We start from the raw sequence: 12,912 nt of genomic DNA on the forward strand, positions 1-12,912 counted from the left end.
TCATTCACTGGTGAGGGCCGCAACCGGGTCGAGGCGGGCGGCCTTGCGGGCGGGCATGAAACCGAAGACGACGCCGGTGACCAGTGCGCAACCGAAGGCGCCGAACACGGCCAGCCATTCGAAGGCCACGGCGATCTTGCCCAGCAGCAACGCACCGCCCACCAGCAGGGCCAGGCCAATACCGGCTAATCCGCCGACCACCGAGAGCATCACCGCTTCGGTGAGGAACTGGCGCAGGATGTCGCGCTGGCGGGCACCGGTGGCCATGCGAATGCCGATCTCCCGGGTCCGCTCGCGCACGGTCATGAGCATGATGTTCATCACGCCGATACCGCCCACCAGTAGCGAAATTGCTGCAATGGCCCCGAGCATCAGCGACAGCGTGCCCTGGGTGCGCGCCTCGGCCTGGATCATCGCGGCGTTGTTGGTCAGCTCGAAATCCTGCTTGCCGTTGTGCAGCCGCAGCAGGGTGTGGGATACGGCCTGCTCGGCCTCTTTCACCTTGCCCGCGTCACGAGCGGCGATCACCACGTATTCGGGATGGCGCGTGCCGAACAGCCGCACGCTGGCGGCGGAGTAGGGCACGGCGATGCGATTGTCGGCGTCCGAATCGCCGGAGCTGGCGCCTTTTTCCGCCAGCACGCCGACGACTTGGAACGGTACGTTTTCGATCAGGATGTAGCGGCCGATCGGATCGGCGACGTCCTTGAGGAGCTTCTGCCGGACCTTGTGGCCGATCACCGCCACGGCCGCCGCGCCTCGTTCGTCGGCTTCGCTGAAGTAGGAACCCTGGGCCACCGGCCAATTGAAGATGGTCGGGAAATTCGTATCGTTGCCGCCCACATAGCTGGTGTGGTCGAGGTTGCCGAAACGCACGCTGGCGTTCTTGCCGTTGACCGGCATGATGCGTTGCACTTCGGGCAGTGCGGCGAGGGCGGCGATGTCCTGTTCACTGATGATGCCCTTGGTCGCCCGCGGGTTGGGGGCCGTGCCGTTGAGGTAAATGATGTTCGAGCCGAAGGCGCCCATCTGGGCCATGACTTGGCGCTTGCTGCCTTCGCCGACGGCCAGCAGCACCACCACCGAGGCCACGCCGATGACGATGCCGAGCAGGGTCAGGGCCGTGCGGAAGCGGTTGATCCACATCACCCGCCAGGCCGCCTGTACCGCGTCCACCAATTCGCCTTTCCAGGCGCCGTTGTGTTCGCTGCCGGCACTCAGGCGCTGGCGCAGGTCCACGGCCTGCAGCGCCTTGGCATTGGCCTGCGGTGTGGCGGTGGCGCTGTCGCTGATGATCGACCCGTCGCGGATCTCGATGATGCGCTTGGCCCGGGCCGCGACTTCGCGGTCGTGAGTGATCAGGATCACCACGTGGCCCTGGCTCGCCAGTTCGTCGAGCAAGGCCATGACTTCGATACCGCTCTGGCTGTCGAGGGCGCCGGTGGGCTCGTCGGCGAGGATAATGTGGCCGCCGTTCATCAAGGCCCGGGCAATCGATACCCGCTGCTGCTGCCCGCCGGAGAGTTGATGGGGTCGGTTGCCGGTGCGGCTCGCCAGACCGAGGCGCTCGAGCAGGGCGCTGGCCCGGGCGTGGCGCTCGGCGGCCGAGGTGCCGGCATAAATGGCCGGCATCTCGACGTTTTCCTGGGCCGTGCCGGATGGGATCAGGTGATAGCCTTGGAACACGAAGCCGAACGCCTCGCGGCGCAGCCAGGCCAGTTCATCGCTGCCCAGCCTGGCGACGTCTTCGCCGGCAAAGCGGTACTCGCCGCTGGTAGGGCGGTCGAGGCAACCTAGGATGTTCATCAAGGTGGATTTGCCGGAGCCGGACGCCCCGACAATCGCCAGGAATTCCCCGGCATGAATCGCCAGGTCGATACCCCGCAGCACATCCACCCGGGGACTGTCTCCGCCGCCGTAAGCCTTGCGAATATCCCGCAGTTCGATCAGGGGCGTGTCCATTCAGCCTCCGCTGCCGCTGACCGGACCGACCAGCACGCGGTCGCCTTCGCTCAATCCGTCGAGGATTTGCGTGCGCAGGCGATCGCTGATGCCAGTACGAACGGTGCGCATCTGTACATCGCCGTTGTCGGCCAGCACCCGCACTTGACCGGCATCGTGCAACGCGGCGATAGGCACGGTCAGTACGTCCTTGGCTTGGGCGGCAACAAAAAACACCTGGGCGGTCATGTCGGTCATCAACGAGCGATCAGCGTTGTCCACGTCGAGCAACACGGTGTAGAGCACCACCCGCTCGCTACCGCTGCGGCCACCGGAAGGGCTGCCGCCCTGGCTGGCTTCCAGCGGACGCGGCGGCACCGGCAGGATTTGCCGTACGGTGCTGCTCCAGCGTCGACTGCCGCCGGCGAGGGTGGTGAAGTAGGCGCTCATGCCCGGCTTGACGTGGCCGATGTCGGCTTCCGAGACTTCGGCCCACACCGTCATCGGCGACAACCGGGCGATGCGCAGGATCAACGGCGTCTGCTGCTGTGCGTTCAGCGTCTGGCCTTCCCGGGCGCCGATGGCGACCACGGTGCCGTTCATCGGCGCGTAGATGCGGGTATAGCCCAGCTCGGCCTCGTCGCTGCGCAGGTTGGCCTGGGCCTGGCGGATCTGCGCCTGGAACATGTCAATGCGCGCTTGGGTTGCGCGGACCTCGGCCCGGGCGGTCTGCACGTCTTCTTCGCGGGTCGCGCCGCCAGCCTTGAGCTGCTGCTGGCGACGAAATTTCTGTTGTGCCAGGTCGTGCTGGGCCCGTTGCTCCTGGAGTTGGGCCTTGAGGTTCTCGATGGAAAATCGCCCGGCGTCGAGCCTGGCTTTTTGCGTGGACGGGTCGATTTCCACCAGCAGTTGGCCCTCGGTGACCTCGTCGCCGGCCTCGACATGAATCTTCTGGATCTGCCCGGACGCCTGGGCGCCGACGTCGACATAGCGACGCGGCTGCAAGGTGCCAAGGGCGGTGACGCTGTTTTCGATATCGCCACGGGTGACGGAGGCGGTGTCGACGGGCCGGTGGTCCGGGGAAACCGCTTGCCACGCAGCGAAGGCCATGGCCGGTAGCAGGGCGAAGGTCAGGAGCCAGGCGGGTCGGGTAAGGCGAGGACGTTTCATGCAGGGTTCCGGCCAGTGGTGTCGGACCCGTCACACGGAAGGTCGGGACGGGAGGCTGTTCTGGTAAACGAGTGTTGCGGGCGGGAATTTAATGAGGGAAACACTGCGTAGCACTTGAAACGACACCGATCCCGTGGCGAGGGAGCTTGCTCCCGCTGGGCCGCGAAGCGGCCCCAAGACCTGGGCTCCCGATCTCGAGCATGTGTCGCCTGCCTTGGGCCTGCTGCGCAGGCCAGCGGGAGCAAGCTCCCTCGCCACGAAAGCGGGTTCTGCTGCCCCATCAACTGAACGATTGAGGCCTGATGCAAACCAAAGCTTTAAATCTATATGAGAATTACTATAAATTACGCGATTGAATCTGCCACTATCCTGCCATGCCCGTTTCAGGCATGCCGGGTGGCACAGGGATAGCTGTCGCAGCCACTGCGCAGGGGAGTCATGTTGGAAAACTACTATCGCGAGCTGGTGTGTTTCCTCAACGCCAGGCTAGGCAACCGCCAGGCGGCCGAAGATGTGGTGCATGACGCTTACGTGCGGGTGCTGGAGCGCGCCAGCGATACGCCCATCGAACAGCCGCGGGCGTTCTTGTATCGCACCGCACTGAACCTGGTGATCGACGGGCATCGGCGCAACACGTTGCGTCAAACCGAGTCCCTCGATGTGCTCGACGCTGAAGAACGCTTCTTCACCCCATCGCCCCATGCCAGCCTCGACCATGGCCAACGCCTGGACATGCTGCAACGCGCCCTGGCCGAACTGTCGCCGCTGTGCCGTGAGAGCTTCCTGCTGCGCAAGCTCGAAGGCCTGTCCCACCCGCAGATCGCCGAGCGCCTGGGCATTTCCCGGGCCTTGGTGGAAAAACACATCGTCAACGCCATGAAACACTGTCGCGTTCGTGTACGGCAGTGGGACACGACCTGATCCGGCCGGCGTGAACCCTCGGCGGTAAATTTCCTGACATCCTCCTCGTTCCTCTGAACAGACGATCTGGCGGCCCGATGCGCGCCGAACAGATCACCGGCTTTCGTGCCCTGTTGAGGGGCTTTTCCAGAGGACACTGGACATGACTCAGGCAATTGCAGCGCCCCACGTTCACGACTTGATCGGCATCGGCTTCGGCCCCTCGAACCTGGCGCTGGCCATCGCGCTGCAAGAGCGTGGCCCGGTGCAGGGCGAACTGGACGTGCTGTTCCTCGATAAACAGGCTGACTATCGCTGGCACGGCAACACGCTGGTGACCCAGAGCGAGCTACAGATTTCCTTCCTCAAGGACCTGGTGACCCTGCGCAACCCCACCAGCCCTTACTCGTTCGTCAATTACCTCAAGCACCATGGCCGCCTGGTGGATTTCATCAACCTCGGGACTTTCTATCCGTGCCGCATGGAGTACAACGACTACCTGCGCTGGGTGGCGGCGCAATTCGCCGCGCACAGCCGTTACGGCGAGGAAGTGCTGCGCATCGAACCGGTGCTGAATCACCAGCAGGTCGAAGCCCTGCGGGTTATTTCCCGCGACAGCGATGGGGAAGAGTGCGTGCGCATCAGCCGCTCGGTGGTGGTCAGTGCCGGTGGCACGCCGCGCATTCCCGAGGCGTTCAAGACGTTCAAGGATGACGCCCGGGTGTTCCATCACTCGAAGTACCTTGAGCGAATGGCCAGCCAACCGTGCGTGAGCGGCCAGCCGATGGAAATCGCCATCATCGGCGGCGGGCAGAGCGCGGCGGAAGCCTTCATCGATCTCAACGACAGCTTCCCATCGGCGCAGGTCGACATGATCCTGCGCGGCTCGGCCCTCAAGCCCGCGGATGACAGCCCATTCGTCAACGAAGTGTTCTCGCCGGAGTTCACCGACCTTGTCTTCCAACAACCCCACAGCGAGCGCGAGCGGCTGGTCAACGAGTACCACAACACCAACTATTCGGTGGTGGACATCGACCTGATCGAGCGCATCTACGGAATTTTCTACCGCCAGAAAGTCTCTGGCATCGCTCGCCATGCGTTCCACACGCTGACCACGGTGGAGAAAGCCACCGCGACGCAGGATGGCGTGGAGCTGGCGGTGCGCAACAACGCCACTGGCGAGCTGACGGTACGTCGTTACGACGCGGTGGTGCTCGCCACTGGGTACGAACGCCAGATGCACCGCACCTTGCTGGAGCCGCTGGCGCAATATCTGGGGGACTTCGAGGTGGACCGCAACTACAAGCTGATCACCGATGAGCGCTGCAAAGCCGCGATCTACATGCAGGGCTTCTGCCAGGCCAGCCACGGCCTGAGCGACACGTTGTTGTCGATCCTGCCGGTGCGCGCCGATGAGATTGCCGGCTCGCTCTATGAGCATGCAAAGCATCGTGGCCAGGAGCATTCGGTGCGTGACCTGAAGCTGGCCACGGCGTAACACTCGCCGACACATGCACATCCCCAGGAAATTATTCAGAAATTTCCTACACTGATCTCACGTGCCTCTTGGTTGTCCCGGGAGGAACGTGGACGGTTCGCTGTTCCCTCGCATTGGCAGTCCGAACCGATCAGCCGGTCGCTGATGTAGCGTTCCGGGCCGATTTCGCCAAGCGAAACCTGATCGAATGATGCTGTTCCTGCGCGCAGGCCTGGCCGCGATAGGGCTGGGCTTATCATGTGTGACGCCACAGGTGGGCGCGACACCCGAGTCGCTGCAAGTGCTCGGGCGTTCCACTGTGAGCGATTATTCGGTGGCCCTGGACGAGGCTGACTGGGCTTGGCTGCGACGCAAAGACGCGTTGTTGCTGGGCGCTTCGGCACCGGATTACCCGCCATTCAGCATCACCGGCAATGGCAACGATTACGAAGGCCTGACGGCCGACTACGCCCAGTTGCTCGGTCAGTTGCTGCACGTCGAGATCCAGGTGCGGCGGTACGCCTCGCGGGACGCATCGCTCCAGGCCCTGCGCAGTGGTGCAATCGATATGCTCGGCACCGCCAACGGCTTCGAAGCCAGCGATCCCGCGCTGGCGATGTCCCAGGCCTATGCCGATGATGTGCCCATGCTGGTGGCCCGTGTCGACGACAGCGAAGACCTGCCCGCAGGACTGGGAGGCCAGCGGGTGGCGATGCTCTATCACTACCTGCCACCGGACCAGGTCGAGGCGTTCTATCCCGACGCCACTCTTCAATTGTTTCCCTCGACGCTGAGCGCCATTGGCGCCGTGGCGTTCGGCCAGGCCGACGTCTATCTGGGAGATTCCATCAGTGCCCATTACCTGATCAGCAAGAATTATCTGAACAACATCCAACTGGTGGATTTTTCCCGCATGGAAGTGCAGCCGTTCGCCTTCGCGGTGAGTCGCGACAACCGACGTCTGTTGCGCATCGTCAATGCCGCGCTGCAGGCCATTCCGATCGGCGAGCGCATGGGCATCCTGCGGCGTTGGAGTGCCGGCGGTGCGAGCGTGCCGGGCCAGCAAGCGCTGCATTTCAGCGTCAATGAACAGCGCTGGCTCGATGCGCATCCGCGGATCAAGGTGGCCGTCAGCGAAAATTTCCTGCCGTTGACGTTCTTCGATGAGCAAGGCCATCTGCGAGGCATCGGGGCCGATGTGCTGGCCCGGATCAGCTTGCGCACCGGGCTGAAATTCGACATCCAGCGTGGCGACTCGGTGGATGATCTGATCAACCGGATCGCCAGCGGCGAGGCCGACGTCCTGGCAACCGCGATTCCCAGCGCCGAGCTTGAAGACGAGTTGCGCTTTACGCGCCCCTACCTGACGAATCCATTCGTGTTGGTGGTGCCGGTGAAGGCGAAGGACGCGCTGACCATGGACCGGATGGCCGGCAAGCGGTTGGCGCTGGTGCGCGCAAGCGTGTTGCGCGGATACCTGCTGGAGCAGTTTCCCTCGGTACAACTGGTGCCGGCGCAAAACATGGCCGACGCCATGGCCATGGTCGCCGCGGGCACGGCGGACGGCGCGATCAATTCGCTGATCAGCGCCCGCTACCTGATCTCTCGCCAGTACCGCGAGAAACTGCAAGTCACCAGTACCGTCGGCACGGAGCCCGTGCGCGTCGCTTTTGCGACGAGCCGGGATGCAGCGCAGCTCCATTCGATTCTGGACAAGGCGCTGCTGAGCATTTCCCCCGAGGAAATGGACGAGCTGACCAACCGTTGGCGCAGTGAAGTGGTGATCGACGACAGTTACTGGCTGCGCCACCGCACCGCCATTGTCCAAGGGTTCGCCATCGCCGCGCTGCTGTTGCTGCTGGCATTGGGCTGGGTTGTCTACTTGCGACGGTTGCTTGAGCAATTGCGCCAGGCCAAGGCCAGCGCCGATGGTGCCAATCGTGCCAAGACCACGTTCCTGGCGACCATGAGCCACGAAATCCGTACGCCGATGAACGCCGTGATCGGCTTGCTGGAAATGGCGCAGAAAAACGCAGAGCAAGGCGTCGTGGACCGCTCCGGCCTCGAAGCGGCTTCCAGTGCCGCCCACGGCCTGCTGGACCTGATCGGCGACATCCTCGACATTGCCCGCATCGAGTCGGGACGCCTGTCGCTGACACCCGAGCGCGCCAATTTGCGGGCCCTGGTCGAGGCCGTGGCGAGGATGTTCGAGGGCTTGGCCCGGCAAAAACAGTTGCGCCTGCAACTGGATGTTGATGCGGCGAGCAATCAGGACGTGTCCATTGACCCGCTGCGCTTCAAGCAAGTGCTTTCGAACCTGTTGAGCAACGCCATCAAATTTACCGAGCACGGTCAGGTGCTTCTGGTTCTGCGAGCCGAACCGGGAGAGGGGGGGAAGCGCCTGGCCATCCGCCTGCGGATCGAAGACACCGGCCGGGGAATTGCGGTACATGACCAGCAACGCCTGTTCAGTCCCTTTTCCCAGGTGGGCGACAGCACCCAGGCGGCTCGCGGCGGTTCCGGGTTGGGGTTGGTCATCAGCCGCACCTTGTGCGAAATGATGGGCGGCACGTTGCAGCTCGACAGTGCGCCGGGGGAGGGCACCCAGGTGGAGATTCGGCTGGCGTTGCCGTTGCTTGAAGGCGGCAGTGAAGTGCCGGTCGGCGAGGTCCAGCCGATGGTGCCGGCACGGGCGTTGAACATCCTGGTAGTCGATGATTATCCGGCCAACCGCCTGTTGCTGGTCCGGCAAATGAGCCACCTGGGCCACCGGGTGCTGGAAGCTGAAGATGGTGCCGAGGGTTTGAGTGCGTGGCGCGCCGGGCATTTCGATGCGGTCATCACCGACTGCAACATGCCGCTGATGAGCGGTTATGAGTTGGCCCGCGCCATTCGCGACGACGAGCGCGTCCGCGGCTTGCCGGCGACCACGATCATCGGGTTTACGGCCAATGCCCAGCCCGAGGAAAAGGACCGTTGCCTTGCGGCGGGAATGGACGATTGCCTGTTCAAACCCCTTAGCCTCAAGCAATTGGATGAGCGCCTGGCATTGGTCGCGGCCAACGGCGCCGATGCCGAGGACTTCGATTTGACTAGCCTTGAGCAGTTGACTGGCGGCGACTGGGCTTCGATCGAGAGACTGTTGGTGGAGCTGGTCGCCAGCAATGCCCAGGACAAGGCGCGGTTGCGGTCATTGTTTTCGCGCCACGACGTGTCCGGGTTGGCCGACCTCGCGCATCGGATCAAGGGCGGTGCGAGGATCATCCAGGCTCGACGGCTGATCGCCGCTTGCGAGGTCTTGGAAATAGCCTGCCATGCGGGTGAAGTGACAGCGCTCGCCGACGCGGTGGATGAGTTGCGCCGGGCAATGCTCCATTTGACTGAACGGTTGGAGGTTCGCTTGGCAAGCAAGCCTCTTTACGCCGGAGGAAACAAGGGGCCTGGAGATGCTTCCAGCCGTCAGCGCTGACGCAATGCGTAAAACCGTAGATCGACTGGCGCTTTTTCCCTCGGTTTTTGAGAATTGTCCTACAGCGCCTCTGACGACCTTCCTCTAGCCTGACGCGACTTAACGTTCCCGAGCCGGTTCGTCCCTGCCGCGTTGCCATTGGAATGCCAGCCATGCCAAATAAAGCACTACGCATCATGATTGCCGATCCTGAGCATTATCATCGGATGCAACTTGAACGCCTGTTTAATCATCAAGGCTATTTCCGCATCGCTCCCGTGAGCGATGAGCATGAGTTCCTCACGTTGGTGGATTACGGCTGCGAGCCGTTCGACCTGATCCTCATCAATGCCAACCTTGCGAACGATGCGCTGGACCTGCCCGGGTTCTTCCTCGATTACCCGCAGGTTCGTCATGCATTGATCTATAACGCCCAGCAAGGCATCCCGACCACGCCCCGACCTTTTCTCCAGGTGAGCAGCACCCGGCTGCCCGATGCGGTCCTGGTGCAGCGCCTGATGAAAAGCATCGACCCGGCCGCCAACGAGTCGGTTCCGTCCTGGGCCCGCACCGTCGGACAGCGTCACGGAACCTGACTGCACCACTGGTCCGCACTGTCAGACCTTACAGGTGGCGTTGCCATTTACCTGTGTCACCGTCGATGCAGTCATGGCGTCGGCACCGTTTGCATTGCCTTGGGAGCTTCCTTGAAAAAAGTATTAATTGTGGACGATCACCCGGTCATTCGAGGGGCGCTGCGGCTGGTGTGCGAGAACGAGGGATTCAGCCGGATCAGCGAGGTCAGCGGCGTCTCCGATGCCCGTGCATGGATCAAGCAGGAAAACCCGGACGTGGTGATCCTGGACCTGGTGATGAACGGTTTCGATGGCCTGGACTTGCTCGTCTGGATCACCGGTCAGTTTCCCGATTGCGCGGTGCTGGTGTTCACCTCCCAGGATGCCCAGCATTTCTGCAACCGGTGCATCTCGGCCGGAGCCAGGGGGTTCGTGACCAAGAAAAGTGACCTGAAGGAGCTGATCAAGGCCATTCATGCCTTGAAGTCCGGCTATTCCTATTTTCCGAAGACGTCCGTCAGGCTGGACCTGCAACAACGTTCCGAGCAGAAGGCCCTGGAGAGCCTTTCCACCCGTGAGTTGTCAATCCTGCGGATGCTGTCGATGGGCATGCGCGGCAAGGACATCGCCGAGACTTTATTCCTGAGCCCGAAAACCGTCAGCACTTACAAGACGCGCCTGTTGGAAAAGCTCGGATTGAATTCTCTGGTGGGCTTGTCGGAGTTTGCCAAGCGCAATCAGCTTTAGATTCCAGGCGCAATCTTACCCTTTGGTTGATATTCATCGTTCTGCAGATAGAACGCTTAGGCCGGTTTTTGCAGTCTGGTGCATCAACGGTATGGGTTTTAAGCTGTGTCCATCGAATCGCAACACCAGATTTGGAGACGCAGCTTGAAACGAATCATCGGCCTCTATACCAGCCCAAGGCCGCATTGGGTCGGCGACGGCTTCCCGGTCCGTACGCTGTTTTCCTACGACAACCTGGGCAAGCACATCAGTCCCTTCCTTCTGCTGGACCACGCGGCGCCCACCGAGTTTACGTCGACCACCGAGCGCCGGGGCGTCGGCGAGCATCCTCACCGAGGGTTCGAAACCGTGACCATCGTCTATCAGGGCGAACTGGAGCATCGCGACTCCACCGGCAGCGGCGGCAAGATCGGCCCCGGCGATGTGCAATGGATGACCGCTGCCTCAGGGATTATCCATGAAGAGTTTCACTCCGAAGCGTTCGCCCGACAGGGCGGGTTCATGGAGATGGTCCAGCTATGGGTCAACCTGCCAGCGAAGGACAAAATGGCGCCGGCCGGCTACCAGACCCTGCTCAAGGGTGACATACCCAACATCGCCTTGAAGGATAACGCCGGCAGCCTGCGGCTGATCGCCGGCAGTTTCGAGGGGCATCAGGGCCCGGCGAAGACCTTCACGCCCATCGATGTCTGGGATATCCGCTTGAAGGGTGGCAAGGACCTGAGCCTCGATTTGCAAGAGGGCCATAACACGGCGCTGGTGGTGCTGCGAGGCACGGTCCAGGTCAATGGGCGCGAGCGGGTCGAGGCGGGGCAACTGGCCTTGTTCGATCGGGCCGGCGACCAGGTGAATCTGCAAGCCGATAACGACGCCGTGGTGTTGCTCCTCAGCGGCGAGCCCATCGACGAGCCCATTGTCGGCCATGGTCCGTTCGTGATGAACAGCGAGCAGGAAATCCACCAGGCGTTTGAAGACTTCCATTCCGGGCGCTTCGGGCGGATGGACGGCTAAACGCTAAACAACAGCCACCACGATCCAAATGTGGGAGCGAGCAAGCCCGCTTCCACAGGGTTCTGTGGGTGGTCTCTACAGCGTGTTCATTCTGTGCCAATCTTCGCCAATCGCCCTCCTGGAGCTGTCCCCGATGTTCTCCCTGATCACCGACCATCCGCTGCTCAGTGCCTTGGCGTTGCTTGTGCTCGATTTGTTGGCGTGGCGGTTCGTCAGTGCCGAACGGATGTACTGGAAAATCGGCGGTCGACTGACGATTTTCATGTTGTTCAGCATGCTGTTGTTCAATGAGGGCCTCAACCCGATGCAGACCGCGCAGTGGGTCGAGGACGTGCCTCGGCACTTGGCGGCGACCGGCCTGCAGATTGCCTGGTGGTTGTTTGCCGCGCGTACGCTGACGGTGATGATCGGCGCGGTCATGATGCAACGGGTCGGCCATACGGGGCGGTTGTTGCAGGACCTGCTGGGCGCGGTGATCTTCCTGGTCGCGGTCATCGCGGCGTTGGCCTATGTGTTGGACCTGCCGGTCAAGGGTGTGCTGGCAACCTCCGGCGCGATGGCGATCATCGTCGGCCTGGCCTTGCAGAGTACCCTCAGCGATGTGTTTTCCGGCATCGTGCTCAACACCACCAAGCCGTATCAAGTCGATGACTGGATTTCCATCGATGGCACCGAAGGCCGGGTCACCGACATCGACTGGCGGGCCACGCGACTGCAGACCTCCCAGGGCAGCATGGCGGTAATCCCCAATTCGTTGGCGGCGAAAGCCAAGATCGTCAATTTCAGCCGACCCAGCGACATGCATGGCTTGTCCATCAGCGTCCAGGTCAGCCCCCATGCGCGACCGCAAAAGGTGATCGAAGCGCTGGAGCGGGCGATGATCGGCTGCCGTGCGTTGCTCGCCAGCCCGGCCCCCAGCGTCACGCTGAAAAACACTGGCAGCGCCGGGGCAGAATATGAGATCAGCGGATTCGTGGCCTCGATGGGGCAGAAGCGCGAGGTGCGCAATCAACTATTCGACCTGGCGTTCCGGCATTTGCACGCATCGGGCGTGAGCCTGCTGTCCAGCAGCGAAAGCGCGGCGGCGATGGCGGTGTCGCGTCCCCGGGCGTTGCTGGAAAGTTCGAGCATTTTTTCCACGCTGCGCCCGGACGAAAAAGACACTTTCAGCCAGAACATGACCCTGCAGACGTTCCGCGCCGGCGATGTGATCCTGGCGGCCGGGGAGGTCAGCGACCATCTATTCATCATTGAATCCGGCGTGGTCAGCGTGAGCCTTTTGCGCAACGGCCAACCCATCGAGGGCGGGCGCATGGGGCCGGGGGAGGTGATCGGTGAAGCCGGGGTCGTTGCCGAGCAAGCGGCGTTTGCCAATTTCAATGCCAAGACTTTCTGCACGCTGTATCGCATCGAGAACAGCTACCTCAAGCCTTGCCTCGAGGCTCGTCGCGACATCGGCGACGCCATGAAAAACCTGCTGGACGTGCGCATCCACCTGGCCCAGAACCTGACCCGCGAACTGCCCAAGCCGGTCGCCAAGAAGCGCTTCTTGCAATGGTTGCGCAGCCGGGCCTGACACCCTTCGAAAGCACGGGTTATTTGCAGGGGCTCCTTGGCGTCCATTGGCCACCCGAACTTCCCAA

General features: G+C 62.4%; 9 protein-coding genes. 7 read left to right on the forward strand and 2 right to left on the reverse strand.

The features are described 5' to 3' along the window. On the reverse strand, positions 1-1,962 hold the full coding sequence (locus J3P79_RS08990) for a MacB family efflux pump subunit (protein ID WP_434609811.1): 1,962 nt from the start codon (positions 1,960-1,962) through the stop codon (positions 1-3). Then, a complete protein-coding gene (locus J3P79_RS08995; protein WP_434609813.1) occupies positions 1,963-3,111 on the reverse strand; it encodes an efflux RND transporter periplasmic adaptor subunit in 1,149 nt (382 codons plus the stop codon). Between the two features lie 438 nt (positions 3,112-3,549). On the opposite strand from J3P79_RS08995, the gene J3P79_RS09000 reads away from it, so the two are divergent. The 7 genes from J3P79_RS09000 (at position 3,550) to J3P79_RS09030 (ending at position 12,845) form a co-directional block, all read left to right on the forward strand. After that, positions 3,550-4,032 (forward strand): sigma-70 family RNA polymerase sigma factor, encoded by a 483-nt coding sequence (locus J3P79_RS09000; protein ID WP_434609815.1) that lies wholly within the window; start codon positions 3,550-3,552, stop codon positions 4,030-4,032. 142 nt (positions 4,033-4,174) lie between these two features. After that, positions 4,175-5,509, forward strand: a complete 1,335-nt coding sequence (locus J3P79_RS09005; RefSeq protein ID WP_434609817.1) for a lysine N(6)-hydroxylase/L-ornithine N(5)-oxygenase family protein — start codon at positions 4,175-4,177, stop codon at positions 5,507-5,509. Positions 5,510-5,696: 187 nt separating this feature from the next. Next, the gene (locus tag J3P79_RS09010; protein ID WP_434609818.1) at positions 5,697-8,957 is read left to right on the forward strand and encodes a transporter substrate-binding domain-containing protein; all 3,261 of its coding nucleotides are present in this window, start codon (positions 5,697-5,699) and stop codon (positions 8,955-8,957) included. Between the two features lie 152 nt (positions 8,958-9,109). Then, on the forward strand, positions 9,110-9,532 hold the full coding sequence (locus tag J3P79_RS09015) for a response regulator (protein ID WP_434609820.1): 423 nt from the start codon (positions 9,110-9,112) through the stop codon (positions 9,530-9,532). Positions 9,533-9,643: 111 nt separating this feature from the next. Beyond that, positions 9,644-10,258, forward strand: coding sequence for a response regulator (locus J3P79_RS09020; protein WP_434609822.1), 615 nt, complete (start codon positions 9,644-9,646; stop codon positions 10,256-10,258). A 144-nt stretch (positions 10,259-10,402) separates the two neighbouring features. After that, positions 10,403-11,269, forward strand: coding sequence for a pirin family protein (locus tag J3P79_RS09025; protein WP_434609824.1), 867 nt, complete (start codon positions 10,403-10,405; stop codon positions 11,267-11,269). Positions 11,270-11,402: 133 nt separating this feature from the next. Beyond that, a complete protein-coding gene (locus J3P79_RS09030; protein WP_434609825.1) occupies positions 11,403-12,845 on the forward strand; it encodes a mechanosensitive ion channel domain-containing protein in 1,443 nt (480 codons plus the stop codon). Positions 12,846-12,912: the final 67 nt, after the last annotated feature.

This window comes from Pseudomonas sp. R1-7, from assembly GCF_051132105.1.
GTDB lineage: Bacteria > Pseudomonadota > Gammaproteobacteria > Pseudomonadales > Pseudomonadaceae > Aquipseudomonas.

Coding starts and splice junctions, on each gene's coding strand:
- J3P79_RS08990 (WP_434609811.1), bottom strand. CDS start 1,962: ATGGACACGCCCCTGATCGAACTGCGGGATATTCGCAAGGCTTACGGC.
- J3P79_RS08995 (WP_434609813.1), bottom strand. CDS start 3,111: ATGAAACGTCCTCGCCTTACCCGACCCGCCTGGCTCCTGACCTTCGCC.
- J3P79_RS09000 (WP_434609815.1), top strand. CDS start 3,550: ATGTTGGAAAACTACTATCGCGAGCTGGTGTGTTTCCTCAACGCCAGG.
- J3P79_RS09005 (WP_434609817.1), top strand. CDS start 4,175: ATGACTCAGGCAATTGCAGCGCCCCACGTTCACGACTTGATCGGCATC.
- J3P79_RS09010 (WP_434609818.1), top strand. CDS start 5,697: ATGATGCTGTTCCTGCGCGCAGGCCTGGCCGCGATAGGGCTGGGCTTA.
- J3P79_RS09015 (WP_434609820.1), top strand. CDS start 9,110: ATGCCAAATAAAGCACTACGCATCATGATTGCCGATCCTGAGCATTAT.
- J3P79_RS09030 (WP_434609825.1), top strand. CDS start 11,403: ATGTTCTCCCTGATCACCGACCATCCGCTGCTCAGTGCCTTGGCGTTG.